At 41.6% G+C, this 17,046-nt stretch carries 19 protein-coding genes; 3 read left to right on the top strand and 16 right to left on the bottom strand.

Annotation, left to right across the window (positions count from 1 at the left end):
- Positions 1–413 precede the first annotated feature (413 nt).
- The 16 genes from VB118_11860 to VB118_11785 all read right to left on the bottom strand — a co-directional run bounded on the left by VB118_11860 (position 414) and on the right by VB118_11785 (position 13,879).
- Positions 414–1,355: a serine hydrolase gene (locus tag VB118_11860; protein ID MEA4833293.1), complete on the bottom strand. Its 942-nt coding sequence runs from the start codon at positions 1,353–1,355 to the stop codon at positions 414–416.
- The gene (locus VB118_11855; protein ID MEA4833292.1) at positions 1,352–3,730 is read right to left on the bottom strand and encodes an ABC transporter; all 2,379 of its coding nucleotides are present in this window, start codon (positions 3,728–3,730) and stop codon (positions 1,352–1,354) included. Before VB118_11855 ends, VB118_11860 begins: the two co-directional genes overlap by 4 nt.
- Positions 3,731–4,082: 352 nt before the next feature.
- Complete coding sequence (locus VB118_11850; GenBank protein MEA4833291.1) at positions 4,083–4,421, bottom strand: cupin domain-containing protein; 339 nt, start codon at positions 4,419–4,421, stop codon at positions 4,083–4,085.
- A gap of 52 nt (positions 4,422–4,473) precedes the next feature.
- Complete coding sequence (locus VB118_11845) at positions 4,474–5,106, bottom strand: thiamine diphosphokinase (GenBank protein MEA4833290.1); 633 nt, start codon at positions 5,104–5,106, stop codon at positions 4,474–4,476.
- Between the two features lie 224 nt (positions 5,107–5,330).
- Positions 5,331–5,852: a ribosome-associated translation inhibitor RaiA gene (gene raiA / locus VB118_11840; protein MEA4833289.1), complete on the bottom strand. Its 522-nt coding sequence runs from the start codon at positions 5,850–5,852 to the stop codon at positions 5,331–5,333.
- Between the two features lie 337 nt (positions 5,853–6,189).
- Entirely contained in the window at positions 6,190–7,035 is an 846-nt protein-coding gene (locus VB118_11835; protein MEA4833288.1) for a fumarate hydratase, read from the bottom strand.
- On the bottom strand, positions 7,036–8,205 hold the full coding sequence (locus tag VB118_11830) for an amidohydrolase (protein ID MEA4833287.1): 1,170 nt from the start codon (positions 8,203–8,205) through the stop codon (positions 7,036–7,038).
- 4 nt (positions 8,206–8,209) lie between these two features.
- Positions 8,210–8,485 carry a hypothetical protein gene (locus VB118_11825; protein ID MEA4833286.1) on the bottom strand — a complete coding sequence of 92 codons (276 nt, stop codon included), beginning with the start codon at positions 8,483–8,485 and terminating at the stop codon, positions 8,210–8,212.
- Between the two features lies 1 nt (position 8,486).
- Positions 8,487–9,059 (bottom strand): spore cortex biosynthesis protein YabQ, encoded by a 573-nt coding sequence (yabQ, locus tag VB118_11820; GenBank protein ID MEA4833285.1) that lies wholly within the window; start codon positions 9,057–9,059, stop codon positions 8,487–8,489.
- Positions 9,056–9,349, bottom strand: coding sequence for a YabP/YqfC family sporulation protein (locus tag VB118_11815; protein MEA4833284.1), 294 nt, complete (start codon positions 9,347–9,349; stop codon positions 9,056–9,058). The genes yabQ and VB118_11815 overlap by 4 nt, the downstream gene beginning before the upstream one ends.
- Positions 9,350–9,447: 98 nt before the next feature.
- Positions 9,448–9,690 (bottom strand): RNA-binding S4 domain-containing protein, encoded by a 243-nt coding sequence (locus tag VB118_11810; protein MEA4833283.1) that lies wholly within the window; start codon positions 9,688–9,690, stop codon positions 9,448–9,450.
- A complete protein-coding gene (locus VB118_11805) occupies positions 9,690–9,959 on the bottom strand; it encodes an HU family DNA-binding protein (protein MEA4833282.1) in 270 nt (89 codons plus the stop codon). Before VB118_11805 ends, VB118_11810 begins: the two co-directional genes overlap by 1 nt.
- A 264-nt stretch (positions 9,960–10,223) precedes the next feature.
- The gene (locus tag VB118_11800) at positions 10,224–10,904 is read right to left on the bottom strand and encodes a MazG family protein (GenBank protein MEA4833281.1); all 681 of its coding nucleotides are present in this window, start codon (positions 10,902–10,904) and stop codon (positions 10,224–10,226) included.
- A gap of 36 nt (positions 10,905–10,940) precedes the next feature.
- Positions 10,941–12,377, bottom strand: a complete 1,437-nt coding sequence (gene radA / locus VB118_11795; protein MEA4833280.1) for a DNA repair protein RadA — start codon at positions 12,375–12,377, stop codon at positions 10,941–10,943.
- A gap of 17 nt (positions 12,378–12,394) precedes the next feature.
- Positions 12,395–13,219 (bottom strand): N-acetylmuramoyl-L-alanine amidase, encoded by an 825-nt coding sequence (locus tag VB118_11790; GenBank protein MEA4833279.1) that lies wholly within the window; start codon positions 13,217–13,219, stop codon positions 12,395–12,397.
- Positions 13,220–13,297: 78 nt separating this feature from the next.
- Complete coding sequence (locus tag VB118_11785) at positions 13,298–13,879, bottom strand: hypothetical protein (protein MEA4833278.1); 582 nt, start codon at positions 13,877–13,879, stop codon at positions 13,298–13,300.
- Positions 13,880–14,450: 571 nt separating this feature from the next.
- On the opposite strand from VB118_11785, the gene VB118_11780 reads away from it, so the two are divergent.
- Genes VB118_11780 through VB118_11770 form a run of 3 tightly spaced genes read left to right on the top strand, consistent with a single transcriptional unit; the run spans position 14,451 to position 16,902 of the window.
- Positions 14,451–15,437, top strand: a complete 987-nt coding sequence (locus VB118_11780) for a tyrosine recombinase XerC (protein ID MEA4833277.1) — start codon at positions 14,451–14,453, stop codon at positions 15,435–15,437.
- Between the two features lie 39 nt (positions 15,438–15,476).
- Complete coding sequence (locus VB118_11775; protein MEA4833276.1) at positions 15,477–16,211, top strand: polyphosphate polymerase domain-containing protein; 735 nt, start codon at positions 15,477–15,479, stop codon at positions 16,209–16,211.
- On the top strand, positions 16,201–16,902 hold the full coding sequence (locus tag VB118_11770; protein ID MEA4833275.1) for a DUF4956 domain-containing protein: 702 nt from the start codon (positions 16,201–16,203) through the stop codon (positions 16,900–16,902). The genes VB118_11775 and VB118_11770 overlap by 11 nt, the downstream gene beginning before the upstream one ends.
- Positions 16,903–17,046: the final 144 nt, after the last annotated feature.

Below are 17,046 nucleotides of genomic sequence, written 5' to 3'. Positions count from 1 at the left end.
AATATTCGCATAATATTTAAAAGTTTTTATAAATAGGTCATTTTCAAGGTTGTTGTTAGATTTTATCAGGTTCTCGAAAAATTCATAGTATAATTTAACCCCTGGACAATAAAGACCAGAGGTTATTTTCAATACAGCCAACGGTGGCTTTGGGCAAACCTCTTCTTTCTAGGATCATTCTTATGTGATTACATAAACATAATAGGCAGCTGTCATAAACGCTACTAAGCAATGTCTTGCATTTCCAATAAAGGATAACAAATTTACGGATTAAATAATTGTAATATCATATTTAATAACAGTCTTATATTTCGCAAGTAGGGTTAAACTTAATCACTTTCTGATTCTGACGAAGCTATCAAAGCTTTTATATTCTATTTCATCGTTTATCTTACTTCTTAATGCATTATAAATTACAACAAATCAATGATCTCATTAACCACATCGTTGTAATCTCTGTGTGAACTCAGCGCCGTAGCCTGAAGTACATATACAATATCCAGTTGGGGAATAACCTTTATCTGCTGACCGCCGTAGCCGCTGCAACCGTATCCATCAGGATAAATCCACCACAAATAGCCGTAACCATGCTTTATCAGGGTGTGTCCGTGAGTGAGATCGAGGGGAGAGAGCGCTTCTTTTACATATCCTTCAGATATTATCTGTCCTCCGATCCACTTGCCGCCATTTTTGAGTAACAATCCGATTTTAGCAAGGTCACGGGCAGAAAGGTCTGACTGTGCCTGTTCAGCCTGTGTTGTGCCGATATTATAACAAAGCCCATCGGGATAGGTAAACCATCTTCCGCTTTCGATTCCGAGAGGCTTATACAAAAACTCGTTACAAAAATCGAATGTATTCATGCCTGTTGCCGCGGAAAGTGCTGCGGAGAGCAGTATAACATCCCATTCCTTATATACCGAGTTTGTACCGGGGAGTGCATCCATTTTCACATCGGTAAGATATACAAGATGGTCTTTTGTGCGGTTAAACTGCTGTATCATCGGGCAGTGATACTTTACCCCGCCATTCCAATATATTCCGGTGGTCATGGTAAGCAAATGTTTCACTGTTATAAGCGAATGATATGTATTATTTCTGCCGTCAAAGATGGGTAAATATGTAGATATTGGCTCATCCACACTTTTAATAAACCCCTTGTCAATAGTAATTCCGCAGCATATGGAAAGGATACTTTTCCAAATTGATTTTATATTATTTCGGCTTGTTTCTGTGAATTTATTATAACATCGCTCAATAGCGATATTATCACCTTTGTATATAAGTATACTGTTGAGTAGTCGGTAATGCTTCTGTTTGACATAATCGTCAAGGCGGTAGATAAGATCAGTCATTTCAAATACCTCCCGATTATGGATTCACTATTCACTTTTAGTTCAGCCGGTCTCCCTGTTGCAATGATATATCCGCCGTCACTGCCACCGCCGGGACCAAGCTCCACAATATAGTCGCAGTTTGATAATACATACGGGTCATGTTCGGTGATGATTACACTGCCTCCGCCGTCGACTATCTCCTGCAATAGCTCCATTAACTTCTCACTGTCATAAAAAGAAAGTCCGGTCGTCGGTTCATCGAGGATGTACAGCACATCGGAAGATTTTCGTATCTTTACAAGCTCCCGCGCAAGCTTGATACGCTGACTCTCGCCGCCCGATATTGTCGGCGTTTTCTGCCCAAGCTTTATATACCCCATACCAACACGCCGCAAAGTGCTGAGCATTTCGCAGATAACTTTATCCTTACCCTCAAAATAGTGTTTAGCCTCATCAACTGTCATATTAAGAATGTCACGGATATTCTTTCCGTCCACCAGGGTTTCACACTCTTCGGGAATAAATCCTGTTGTGCCGCAAGCTTCACAGTCCATGTCGATGAAATTGCCCATACCGATATAATGGTGAACAACACCCTCTCCGTGGCAGACACGACAGCCGCCCTCTGAATTTGCAGAAAATAATCCCGCCGGCATTCCCGATTCACGGGCAAACATGGTGCGAACACGGTCGAATATCCCTGTATACGTAGCCGGGCAGGATGTTCTCGACCGCCCTATTGGCTTTTGATCTATGACAATACATTTTTTTATATTTTCATAACCTGATAACTTTGTTTCAATTATCGGAAATTCCGCGCTGTTGTCAAACGGTGTGATTTCATCTTCATCATTGACAAATCTCGATTTCAACGCCTGCTTTAGTAGTGGAACAAGGGTGTCAGATACAAGACTTGATTTACCGCTACCCGACACACCGGCAACACCGACCATAACGTTAAGCGGGAAATCAGCGCTTACATTACGAAGATTATGCAACCTTGCTTCACTGATTTTCAATGTTTTAGATGTAATAACTGGACGTGTTTCCGGTTTTATATGAAATCCTTTTTTATTTGACAGGTAAGGAGCGGTTCGTGAATTAACACAGGTAAGAAAATCAGCATATCCGCCTTCAAAAATTTTTAAACCGCCACCTATACCGGCATCGGGACCGAGATCAATAATATAATCGGCAGCACGCATAAAATTTTCATCATGCTCAACCGCAACAACCGTGTTTCCTCTCTCCACAAGTCGTTTAATAATGGAAATCAGCTTTTCCTTTTCAATCTCGTGTAGACCGATTGTTGGCTCATCAAAGACAAATATAATTGAATCCATCTCAGTTATGATGTAGCTTGCAAGAAAAAGCCGTTGAATTTCACCGCCCGAAAGTGTAGGAACAGGACGTGAAAGCGAAAGATGATGTAGACCCACATCCATTATGCAATCTAATTTCGTAATAATTTCCCTATGCAGCTGAGAAATTTGTTCGCTTGTTAAATCAACCAAAAAATCCCGCAGCTCACTGATGTACATGTTTTCAAGCTCTGCAATCGTTTTACCACCGATGGTGGTATGAGTAGCCATTTCTCCAAGCCCGCTTCCTCCACATCTCGGACATGAAATTTCTTCGGCATAAATACGGGAATATAAAAATAAACGTTGTCTCGGTGAGGGGTTTTCTACACTGGCATATGTATGGTCACCTACAGGGACATAGGAATTTACTCCGGTAAACTGTGTTTTAGGTGAGCCGTATTTCAATGCTATAAATTGTTCTGAAGTAAGTGATGCAAGCGTCTGGTCGGGTGATACACTGAGATGCTTGTAATAATCAGCAATTCTGTTTCCCCATGTGGGAATCTTATGAAGCTTACCCTCAAGCACATCCTTTACAGCAATTGCCGTATCGCCGTATATAGCTTCCTCGTTAATTTTCTTATATTTACCTACACCAAGACATTTCGGACACATTCCAGCCGGAGAGAATTTCTGAAACATATTCATTGCAAGAGGCATTCCATCATCGTATTTTGATTCACGCTTACCATAGGATGCAAAAAGTACGGCAAGCATTGCCGAAAGGCTTGTCCGTGTGCCGACTGTACTTCTCGGATTTGACTGACGAATAATACGCTGTTCGACAGCGACAGTGGGTGATAATCCGCTAATACTGTCAAAGGTCGAAACGCTGTCAGCAGTAAGCTGCATACCCGAAAACATCAGATATCGCCGTCTTCCTTCTTCATACAGCGTGTCAAAAGCAAGGCTCGATTTTCCGCTTCCCGACACTCCGGTAATGACCGTAAGCTTACCGCGAGGTATTTTCACATCAACGCCTTTGAGGTTATGTATTCGTGCGTTTTTTATTTCAATTAAATCATTCATACCTTCACTTCCGTTTTATAATCATTTGGGGACAAGATAATTTAAATATCCGTAACATTTGCAATATTGTATAAAGTTATAGAGTTATAATATTTGATTTTTATTTACATATAATACAAGAGATACAGTTACTTTTACTAATATTTGAAGACAGCCCAATTGCTCATTATGCTATAAAGTTAATTATATGACACTTTTTTACTTATATAGCTTTTAATTATAAGTGCCATTATTTCCCATTAATAAAAAAGCAACATATTTCGACATTATTTCTGCTTTTTACGACTTTTAAGGGCTATCAAATGCTTTGGAACGGCAAAAATTTTACAATTTTATGTGAAAATTAATATATTTATTTCCTTCCGGGAATAACCGCGAAAAACACAAGCTCTGTTTCTCCGTCATTAATTAGACTGTGCGAACAGCCTTTCGGGCAGTAATGGCATGTCCCTGGTGCGGCATTCTCCGGAGTATCTGAATCTCCGTTAATAAGCTTTCCCTTCCCGCTTATTATATACATGATTTCGCTGTCGGCTTCGTGAGTGTGCATTCCTATCGAAGCGCCAGGGGAAAGAACGCCGCGTAATATTTTATTGGCGTCGTCTTCATATATACTGAGAACAACTTCTTTTTTCCCGCCCTTGAAATTCATTACAGATTTAGGCGCTATAGAATCAAAATTTATTATCATACCGTTTTACTCCTGATTTTATCTTATTATAATTATAAATCTGAAGACCCTATTATACTCCTTCCGGAAAAGCATAATGTCTTGATTGCCACATAACAAGAAGGCTGCCTTTTTTAACCGTTACGGAACCGTCGGCAACAAATTCATTACTGACACCTATCGGGAACGAGGGAACGAGCGTCGCTTCGTTCAGAGGATATTTCATGCCATTAAGCGTTACTCCGTATGCAATGCCTCCGTATGCAAAAACCGACACCGTTCCTGTAAATGAATTATCAAATTTTAAAATATTGTCTGAAAAAACAGTCATTGCTTCACCTTTACCTATAAGGCATCCGGCTCCGCCATGTTCTGAAATATAGCACAATGTCTGAATATTCGCGAAGGTATGATCGGTTCTTCCTCCCAGTCCTCCGAATATCAAAAACTTTTTATATCCCCGTTCCTCACCGGCTTTTACAGCGAGAAGCATGTCTGTTTCGTCCTTCATAACGGGATGACGGATGTATGATATACCATCTGGAAGCCGGCCAAGAGAATCAAAATCGCCGACAACGAGATCAGGTTCGATCCCGGAGGCACGAACTGATATGAGCCCGGCATCTGCGGCAATCACAATATCATTATGTTTTTTTATAAAATTGCATTCGTCCTTAAGCGCTCCGACGATATAACATATTCCCATTATATTTATCCGTTCTAATAATATTTATACATATTCGTAAATTCCGTACCAGATGAAAACCTTTTTCATTGTAGACATTATATATCAAGTAATACCGATAAATTAAGATCTTTATTGATTTTATTATTATAACTCTCGTTAATCTTTTTTTCAACCATATCCTGAAAGTATCTCGAGCTAATAAAATATGCCGCCACAATATATGCGGCGGCATAAATATTATTTTATTCGATTGGTTCGATTAAACCATATTCGCTGTTATTGCGTTTATATACTACACAGATCTTGTCGTTTTCTTCATTTTTAAATACATAAAACTGATGCCCAACAAGATTCATCTGAAGCACTGCTTCCTCGGGACTGATCGGCTTGTAAATGAATTTTTTGATATTTGTAATTTTAATATCATCTTCAAACTCAGCCGCCTCGTCAGAACATGTATCAAACGCTCCGACACGGAGGCGTTTTTCAAGCTTAGTTTTGTATTTTCTGATCTGGCCTTCAATTACGTCAATTGCACTGTCAATAGAGGTCAACACGTCGTCAGCGGATTGTTCCGCTCGATAGAAGGTGCCCGTGTCATAAATAGTAAGCTCAGCAACCTCCTGGCTGCCTTCTTCGTATAGCGTGATAATCACCTCTGTATCTTCGGGGAAAAAGCGGTCGAATCTTTTGATTCTTTTGGTGATTTGGTCACGAACTTTGTCCGATAAATCGAATCTGCGAAGTACGAAGTTTGTTTTCATAACACTATGCTCCTTATTAATGTTTTGGGATATGCTTAATATTGTTCTCCTTTCCTATGACTATATTATAGCACATTTATATATAATTGGGAACATCTAAATGCATTATTTTTGTGGATTTTTAAAATTTTTATATGAAATTTTTATTTTCTTTCATATGTTGATAATACGATTTTAAACCCATATATCAGAGTTTTTCTCTTTTTAAGCGGTAATATTTATTAACTCGGCATTTAAATAATTACAGTTAAAAGAGAGAAAAGGCTCTGGTAATTCTCTCTTTAAGAGGTACTTATTTAAATGCCGAGTTAATAATGAATTGCTCTCGTTTTAGCTTCTATATTTCTTTTGATATATGACGACAGACGTGGCAGTTGATATTGACCGCGACCGGAAGTCCGGCAATATGAGTGGGATATGGGAGAATTTTAACGGCAAGCGCGGTTGTATCTCCGCCAAAGCCCTGTGGCCCAATGCAAAGCGTATTCAGCCTGTCCAGAGTTTTTTGTTCCATTTCCGCATAAAATGGATCCGGATTCGGAACATCGAGCGGAATAGTAAGAGCTTTTTTTGCCAGTACAGCGCAATAATCAAACGTCCCGCCTATTCCTACTCCAACCACAACGGGCGGGCACGGATTACTGCCGGCTCCGAAAACAGTGTAGACGATAAAATTTATTATATCATCTTCGGCGGCAGACGGAGTGAACATTTTTATTTTTGACATATTTTCACTTCCGAAGCCCTTCGGTGATACGGTGATTTTAAAAATGTCGCCGGCCACAAGCTCTGTATATACGACAGCGGGTGCATTCGTATGTGTATTCACTCTTCTTAAAGGATCTGCGACAACAGAAAGGCGCAGGAAATTTCGCGTATATGCTCTTTCCGTAGCAATATCGCATATTTCCTGCATAGAATGGGGCGAATCTATTCTCACGCCTGTCCCTATTTCCAGAAAAATGACTGCCATCCCGGTATCCTGGCAAATAGGTACATTCTCTTCATGAGCGCATGTCATATTGTCGATCAGTTTACCAAGCACTTTTTTCGCCGTGGGGTTAGTTTCACTATGCTCGCTTTTTGCAACAGCGCGGCATACATCCGGGGAAAGAGAATAATTAATATCGGCAAGCATTTTGGAAACAGCGGCAATGATTGTCTCTTCCTTTATCGTTCTCATTTATTTTACTTTTCTGCCGTCAATATATACGGCGATAACCTTTGTAAATATATCCAGCGGATCACCGTTGAAGAGGACCAGATCTGCATCTTTTCCGATTTCTATGCTTCCGACACGAGAATCGATTCCGCAGAGACGGGCCGGATTTATAGTGACAGCTTTATACGCTGAAAATCTATCCATGCCGTTCTTCACCGCAAGTGAGACGCATAACATCAGATATTGAACGGGAATGACCGGATGATCTGTTATAATTGAGACATTCACTCCCGCTTTGTCAAGTATTCCGGCGGAGGATGGAGTCAGTGAATACAGCTCTGGCTTCGATCTGTCGCATAACAAAGGTCCGCACATTACTTTCGTGCTTTCGGATTTAAGAATTTCAGATATAAGATGGCCTTCTGTACAATGGATGATCGAATAATCAAGCCCAAATTCTTTTGCTATACGTATTCCAGTGCATATATCGTCCGCTCTGTGCGCGTGTATATGTACGGGAATTTCTCGGGAAAGCACAGGCAGAAGTGCCTCGCATTTGGCGTCGAAATCAGGCGGGTCAAGCTCATTGTCCGCAGCCGCAGCATCCAGATCTTTTTTATATCTGCGCGCTTTTTTCAATGCCTCGCGAATCAGAGCCGCGGTAGCCATGCGTGTTTCAGGCGTTTGTTCTTTTTCATGATAGCTTTGCTTCGGGTTTTCACCGAGGGCAAATTTCATCGCACACGGTGATTTTAATATCATGTCATCAACACGCCGGCCAAAAGTCTTAATAGCTATAAAGTTTCCGGAGATCGGACTTGCGCTGCCGGGACCGGTATATACCGTTGTTATTCCCGCATCATATGCATCGCGAAAACAACGGTCAAAAGGATTTACGCTGTCCAAGGCCGAAAGTTGAGGAGCGACAGGATCGTTAATATCATTGATATCGTCTGATTCAAATCCGAGTGAATCGCCTATCGTCCCTAAATGCGTATGGGCATCAATAAGCCCGGGAAGCAGCACCGCGCCTTCGGCATCCACGATCTCATCCGGCGTTTTAGCGGAGCGCGGATATTTACCTGAGCCTATTTCGGTGATTTTGCCTTCATCGAATACAACATATCCGATGAAAGGCTTGCTGTCCCGGGTTGATGATGTGAATATTTCTGCGTTATTTATTATTGTCATTTTTTTAATTCGGAAGATCGCTGGCGTACAGAATATCGCCGGGATCGCGAAGATTAAGCTTTTCGCGCGCGAAGCGTTTAATTGTTTCTTCGTTGAATGGCCAAGTCAGCTTGTCGTTGAGCTCTTCAATCGAAAGATTAATAGATGCGGCTTGCAATGTCAGCTCGGCCTCGGTCTCCCGAAGCTTTATCAGCTTGACACGCATTTGCGCAATAGAGACAAGCAGAAAAAAGAATATGGCCAATATAGAAAGTCGCGCAAAAAAGCTTGATTTCTTCATCTCATTTTCCTTCTTGTGTTTTTTTCTCAATTCTTTTTTTTTGAACCACGCCGGATTCTGTCAAAGCGAATTTCAATTTTCTTGATGTTGAAGCGGAGAGAAACCCATGCGAAGCATCATGAATAAATGCGCGTCCCAAACGGCGGGAACGGAGGCGTATCAAAATACTATGCAATTTGATTATCTCGTTTTTTACAGCCTTTAAGGCCGGAATTAATAGCTTTTTTGTAAGGAAAGCGAAAATTCTTTTTACCAGAGAAATTATCGCCTCGGATAAAAGCGTCAGCAGCCGGCCAAGCGTAGCAAAATAAATACATGCTCCGATCAAAGATCCAATAAGCGCATATCCTCTTACCTCGCCGCTGTTTGCGCTGAAAACGAGAATTGCAAACGCCGCGGACATAAATACAAAAAATATGAAATCCTCAATTGCAATGGCAGCGTCAGCATGTGGAATGGCACGCCTTAAAATACGTATGATTTCATAGCATAATCCGAAAAAGAATCCCGAGACGACGGAATAAATAAAAAACAGCGTGCCTGCCGATAAAGAAAACTGCGAAATTGGATTCATTTGAACAGATGAGAGAAAAGACCGCGTTGCTTCGTTTCGACTCCCTGTGAAAAGAAAACGGAATCAATGCTGCCGGTGACGGCAACTTCTCCTGTTTCGACCGAAAGCTTTTCAATTTTCAAGTCGCTGCCGCCGATGAAAAGGAATCCGTTGGTAATACAAAGAATAACCTCGTCTTCGTTAAAGCTCTTTATATCAGTGACTCCGTCGGTGCGGAGCTTTTCTCGGTCAGTGATCGTAACGGTCATATGCGAAGAAGATGAATTGGAGTTTATCGAATTTATACTCATAATGCGTCTCCGAATTATAATATTTTTATAATTCTATGACGCAACGCTTCTCTGTATTCCTTTTGTTCAAACCGCCGTGAGTTTATTGAAATGAATGATTACTGAATTATTTCATAAAGTCCGGCCGCATCCGCTTTGAGCACATGCTCAGATATATCACGCACTCTCACGCGGACAGCCTTTTCTCCGAATGTGATTTCGACTATATCTCCGACCTTAACATCACAGGAGGGTTTTGCCTGCTTCCCGTTTACGCTAACGTGATCCTTATCGCAGGCGTCGTTTGCAACGGTGCGGCGCTTAATCAGACGCGATACCTTTAAGAACTTATCAAGGCGCATTATTTTACGGTTTTGATCGATTTGGAGGGTTTGAATGAAACAATATCCTTTTCGGGTACGTCAATGACCTCTCCTGTTTTAATGTTTCTTGCGCGTCTGGCTGCGCGGTGTTTTGTTTCAAACGTACCGAAGCCGAATATGGTAACTTTTTCGCTGGAATTAAGTGAGTCTTCAATCGTAGCAAATACGGAATTCACACATGAGGATGCGATCTCCGTTGTAACTGAGCATTTTTCCGCAACAGCGGTAACTAATTCTTTCTTGTTCATTTCTTATTCACTTTCTGTTTGTTAACATAATATGCATACTATAATGTACCACTTTTTTTAAAAAAGTCAATAGCTTTTATTGATTTTTTTTATTTTTACGATGTGGCATCTGAATAAATACAGAATGTAAGAGAAAAATGCTGTTAAATAAGTCTTTTTCTTGAATTGCGAGTAATATAAAACCATTATTAAAAGCGGTAATTGTCGACTTTTATCTCATATAAAAGTGTTTAAATTGCCTTTTTAATAATGCTGTTTTATAACTTATAAAGTATTTTTAATTTTATGCACAAAAGTTTTATTGTAAACCTCAAGAGCTTCCTCTGCATCTACTCCGTATGCGCGCGCTTCTTGAGCAAGCTCAAACAGCCTCTCTCCGAGCTCACAAGCTTTTGTTGCCGTGTCGTCCGGCGAAAGTTTACGCTTTTCATACGGGCTTATATATCCTCCGGCAGCTTCCGCTCTCTTTGCGAGTTTCTGGGCACGCATCAGCGCCGGGAGCGCCGTGCATACCGCGTCAAGCGTTTCGGCAGGATTGAGTTTTTTAGATTCGTACTTTATTTTATCCCAGTTTCTCAGGACATCGGCTGAACCGTTTACACAAATGTCTGAAAAAATATGCGGATGCCTTATTATAAGCTTTTTACAAATACCGTTAATTACATCCGATATATTGAATTCGCCTGCTTCATCCGCCATCTGAGCGTGAAAAACTGTCTGAAGCATCAAGTCGCCAAGCTCCTCGCACAGCAGCTTATCATCGTTGATATCGATTGCTTCGGCCGCCTCATATGCTTCTTCTATTAAATTTGTACGGATAGACTTGTGCGTCTGTTCTCTGTCCCACGGACAGCCGCCGGGAGCGCGCAGCAGCTTCATTATTTCACAGAGATCGCCAAATTCATATGTGTTTTTTGCAGTTAATTCCTTTGATTTATTGTTCATTGTTTTCACTTCCTTTTATATCAATGGCTGTTCATTTTATTCCTGCTTATCCATATCGCTGTTTCCCGCCGGGTTTTCGACAACACCGGATTGTGTAATGACCGAGACAAGTTCGTATATGCTTTTTACGCCGACGAGCTTTTCCTTTCCCGAAACAGCTTCAAGGCTTTGCAGACCGCGGAACGGCAGTATGATACGGTCAAAGCCCATTCTTACCGCTTCGTTTATTCTCGCTTCAATAGACGAAACCATGCGCACCTCTCCTGCAAGTCCCAATTCGCCGATAGCTATAAGATTGTCAGCAAATCTTATGTTTCTCAGACTGGATATCATTGCCGCGGCAATTCCGAGATCAGTCGCAGTTTCGTCAAGCCTCATTCCACCGGTCACGTTTATGTATACATCGCGATCAAAGAATTTTAATCCGAGCCGCTTTTCCAGAATGGCAATCAAAAGCGACATCCGGTTATAATCTATGCCGTTCGCAAGACGTCTCGGCGCCGGAAAAGGAGATTTTGTCACAAGTGCCTGCACTTCGGCAATAATCGGACGAGTGCCCTCCATCACACACACGGAGCAGGAGCCCGATACGTTACGCGGACTGTCCTCGATAAGTCTGCGGCTGGGATCGGAAACTTCGGAAAGCCCGGAGCGAGTCATTTCAAACATACCTATTTCATTTGTGCTGCCAAACCTGTTTTTTACGGCGCGAACTATACGATATGCCTTTGATCTGTCGCCCTCAAAGGAAAGGACGGCGTCAACCATATGCTCCAAAAGCTTCGGCCCGGCAATCGCTCCGTCTTTATTTATATGTCCGACCAATACAGTCGCGATATCCGAAGATTTTGCCTCTGAAATAAAGGCGGAAGCAGCTTGTCTGACCTGCGTTATGCTCCCGGCAGAAGATGATAATCCGGCATCCGCCATAGTCTGGATTGAATCGACAATCAGAATATCCGGTTTAAGCTCCCTTATCTCCGATATTATCACGTCAAGCTCTGTTTCACAAAAAATGAAGAGCTTATCGTTTTCTATACCAAGCCTGTCGGCGCGAAGCCTGATCTGCGAAAGAGATTCCTCACCGGAAACATACAATATTTTTCTGTCGAAGCATTTACCGGCTATCTGAAGAAGCAGTGTCGATTTTCCTATCCCAGGTTCTCCGGACAGCAGTACGACACCGGAAGATACGAGCCCGCCTCCGAGAGAACGGTCAAATTCCGAAATTCCGGTTGAAATGCGGCTTTCCGAAGCGGCAAGCCGGTCTATTATACTAAGAGAAATGCTTTTTTTGCCATTTTTTAAAGACACGCTTGACAAGCTTTTGGAAACAGGCGCCCGCACCTCTTCTTCAAGCGTGTTCCACGCTCCGCATTCCCTGCATTTACCGCCCCATTTTTCGTGGACACAACCGCATTCGGTGCAGACATATACCGTTTTTTCTTTTTGAGAATTTTGCGATGCAGCCATTTATAATTCCCCTATAATCAGTTTTCTGTGTATAAATAATTTCTTATCGCCGCGGCAAGCACAAACGCGAGCCGGTTTTGATACGCTTCGCTCTGCAACAGGCGAGATTCCTCGTAGTTGGATAAAAACCCGCATTCCACAAGCACGGCGCAGGTCTCTATGCGGTCAAGTACAAAAATACTGTCTCCCGCTTTTTTACAGGTACGGTTATTATCCGGTTGAATCGACGAGGTCACAGTGTTTTTTATCATTTCCGCCAACAGCTTGCTTTCCGGCGCATTTGCGGAATAAAACACCTGAAGCCCGCGACAGCTTTCAAGAGGATACTTGTTCATGTGTATGCTGACAAAGGCATTATTTGGGTTTTCTCTGCAAAATTTCACACGCTCGGTAACATCGGAAAGCTTTCGGCTTTTTGCTCCCGGAATATTTAACATCTGATCGGTTTCGCGAGTCAGCAGTACATTTATCCCGTACATTCTTAAAAAAGATGCCGTTTTTAACGATAAAGCAAGGTTAATATCCTTTTCTTCGACGCCGGTAACGCCGCGGGCTCCTCCGTCCGCTCCTCCGTGCCCTGCGTCGATTATCACACAACGCGGCGAAAACGAAGGTGAAAAAAGTAATCCCCGACTATTCTCTGAAACATATTGCGACGGATCATACCTGCAGACATCAGATGTGCCGTCAAGAAAATGAAAAACTATAAAATATCCTGCCGCGGCAAAAGCAATCGCTATGAGCATAAACAGGAATATCATTGCCGTGGCCCTGTATGCATAAACCCGATTCGGATGTCTGAGCTTATGTATATTAAGCTGCGGAGCATTTACGTGTGTCAAAATATCACCCCTTTTATAAAATGATATTTTGTCAAACGCAAATAAATAACCGGATAAACAAGTTTTGGTTATTTTTTATTATCTATCTCCATTATTTGCAGGTTTTATGTTGATGCCAAGAAGCTTTAAAATGCTGATATCACGAAATCCGAGATAATATCCCGTTCCGCCGGCGACAATGGCGGGAATAACACTGAAAAGATAAGCTAAAGGCTGTATGGCGTTTGGCGTGCTTGATATTCCTTCAATTAATATATTTGGATATATTACCTGAATTATGCCGCGATACTGCCCTGTCAGAGCAAGGCACATGATTTGAAAGACGGCAAATTTAGAGGTAGGATTTCCGTCGGTGTAAACAAGCGGGCCCGAGCAAGCGACAGTCGCCATTATTATAGTCGGAACAGAGGCTATCAGAATAAGAAGCAACCCGTTAAACGCACCAAGCAGCCCGGCCTCTTTGTTTATACAGCGTTCCGCTCCTTTTTTCCAATACATTGAATATACCAGGTAAATATAAAGCCCCGCCATAATGATTCCGCCGGCGAACATAAGAGGATCATATGATAGTGTGCCTAAAGCCATCATGTTGCCGAAAATTGAAAGCACTATCTGGAAGAGAAGCGTTTTCAGAATAAAGCCGATATCAGATTTTAACATATAATATCCTTTCAAATGTAAATGCGGATTAGGCAAAAAAGCAATACAGCAATTCAGTATTGTTACATGCAAGTTAATCAAGGCAACCTCTAAAAACCGAATTTTCAAATCATCGTATTTAAATCAATTGTGCAACAGCAATATCTGCTTCTGATTTTGTTGTGATTATCAGTTACTAGAGGTTCCTTCAAATTAAAAATTCATGTGCTGCCCGTATAGTGAAGGCGATAAGCGCGCACATGAGGAAATTCTTAGTCATTATGTAATATTATACACCTCGATATACATTCATTCAATAAGGGAAATGTAAAAATTCACGCTTTACCGATTTACAAACAGCTTTTTTTTTGATATACTGTACTCTGTTATGACGGAATTGAAATAATGGTATTTTTATGGTTCACTTGTAACTCACAATGTAAGTAAAATATCTATATTTCAGGGTCTTTCTCTCTTATAAAACAAGACTTATTTAATTGCCGTTTTAATAAATGCCGAGTTAATAATATAAAAAGCAGCATCCCGGCAAACAGAACCGACGCTTAGATTATTATGATGTGTGGTGCGGATATTGAGCTTTGACAATGTTCCGGAATTCATGTTGAATTTCTTCAATTATAAAAGGACTATACAGGGATGCTCGGAAAAAACGGTTCGTGAATATTATTACGACCTTTCGGGCTTTTTCCGCTATTATCTCGTTTTTATAAAAGGAGTCGATAAAGAAACAGCGTCTCTTAAGATGCTTACCATAGAGAATGTCAAAAGCGTTACATCCTCGAACATATATTCATACCTTGCTTATCTCGCCGACACAAAGCACGACAACGGCAGCACGCGGGCAAGAAAAATTTGTGCGATAAGATCGTTTTACAAATATCTGCGCGTTAAAGTATCATTGATAGAAAAGGATCCGGCAAAGGACATCGAAACCCCGAAACACAGAAAGCCATTGCCGAAATTCCTTACCGAAACAGAAAGCGTCGGGCTTCTTGATGCCATTGGCGAATCTGAAGAAGCCGGAGACAAGAATTCAGTTCGCAATTATGCGATTATAACACTTTTTTTAAACTGCGGCTTCCGCGTCAGCGAGCTTTGCGGCATATCGCTGTCGGACATAACAACCGACCTTACTCAGGTCACCGTAATTGGCAAGGGTGATAAGGAACGCACGGTTTATCTCAACGGGGCATGCCGCGACGCGCTTTCGAAATACCTTGATTTTCGCGCCTCAATACCTGATATAAGAGATAAAAACGCTCTTTTTATCAGCCGCAATAAACGGCGCATTTCGGTCAAGACGGTTCAATGGTTCGTATACAAATACATAAACGCAGCCGGGCTGTCCGGGAAGGGATATTCCGTTCACAAGCTGCGCCATACAGCCGCGACCTTGATGTATAATACCGGAAAGGTTGATATCCGTACCATCAAGGACATCCTCGGACACGAGCAGCTTAATACGACCCAGATATATACGCATGTCAGCTCGTTGCAGATCAAGAATGCACTTGAGGAAAACCCTCTTTCACATATAAAAACAGAACAAAAAAAATAATAAAATATAAATTAAAAATAATAAACCAGGTCAATAAAAATGTTCTTGACATCCTTTGTACGGCGCGAATATAAATATCTTATTAACCGGAGCAAATACGAAACAATACTTCCTTATATACAAACCTTCGCCCGCCCGGACGATTACTGCACTTCGTCAGACGGATATTTTGTCGCAAATATTTATTATGATACGCCCGGAAATAACATTATCCGACATTCCGTGTCCGATCCTTATTTCAAGGAAAAGCTCAGGATGAGATTTTATTCACAGCCCAAATCAATAGACGATCCTGTTTTTGTGGAGATGAAAAAAAAGCTTAACGGTATAGTTTCGAAACGGAGGATAACTTTACCGCTGGGAGAGGCGGAATCATTTCTGACCGGCGTCATGCCAAAGCCCAGGGATGATTATCTTTTCAACCAGATTTCCAAAGAGCTTATGCAGTTTATTCTTGTCAATGATGTACGTCCGTCCGTCAGGATAGATTATAAAAGGATTGCATTTTTTTCCTGCGATAATCCCGATGTAAGAATAACATTTGATTATGATATCACTTCCTGCCGCGACGATCCGTCACCGGTCAGGGAAAGCGGAGGAATCCCGCTCATTTCTGATGATGAAATGCTCATGGAAATAAAATTTTCAAATTCTGTCCCTATCGGACTTGCCAGGCTTTTGTCAGAAGCTCATATATATCGCAACGGCTATTCCAAATACGGAAACGAGTATAAAAGGTTCGTTTCCGGTTCAAACGAAAGGTATGGTTTATAATATGCTCGATTTCCTGTTCGCCCAGTATTTCACAAGTGCCATCGACGCGACTTCTGTTATAATAACAATGCTTGTCTCGTTCGCTCTGGGCGGAATCTCCGCGCTTGTATATAATTTCACACACCGCGAATCAATTAACAAAGCCGGCTTCTCTCTTACTCTTATGATTCTTCCCGTAATTATTTCAATTATAATTATGCTGATCGGAAACAATATCGCCCGTGCGTTCAGTGTCGCAGGCGCATTCTCAATAATCAGATACCGCAGCATTCCAGGTGAGCCGCTTGATATCGCATACGCGTTCTTTGCTCTCGCCGTGGGTCTTGGATGTGGAATAGGTTATCTAGGTTATTCCGTTATATTCGCCGTTTTTCTTTCCGCCATCTTACTTGCCGAACACCTGATAAAACAGATCAACCCGAAAAATATGCATATGCAGCTCAAGATTATCGTTCCAGAAAATTTAAGCTGCAACGAGCTTTTCGATGAAGTGCTTGCAAAGTATACAAAATCATACAAGCTCATCAGAATTAAATCGACTGATTTCGGAACGGTTTTCGAGGTCACCTATCGCATTATGCTGGCAGAAGAAACAGATCAGAAGGAATTCATAGACAGCCTGAGAGTTTTAAACGGCAATCTCAACATTTCACTCAGTATGGCCGAAATAAATCCGACATACGAGGGATAAAAGCTTATAATACCTATCAAAATTCATTAAACGTTATAATGAATGTTATTGTCAGGCGAAGGATTTCGGATTAAAGCGCAAAACCTTGAACTTCCCAACCGGCTTTCTGAAACGCTCGATACGCAGCATTATTGATCTCGCTAT

This window comes from Oscillospiraceae bacterium, from assembly GCA_034925865.1.
Taxonomy (GTDB): Bacteria; Bacillota; Clostridia; order Oscillospirales; family SIG627; genus SIG704.
The sequence above is the reverse complement of the archived record's forward strand: the minus strand, read 5'-3'. Positions and strand labels throughout refer to the sequence as shown.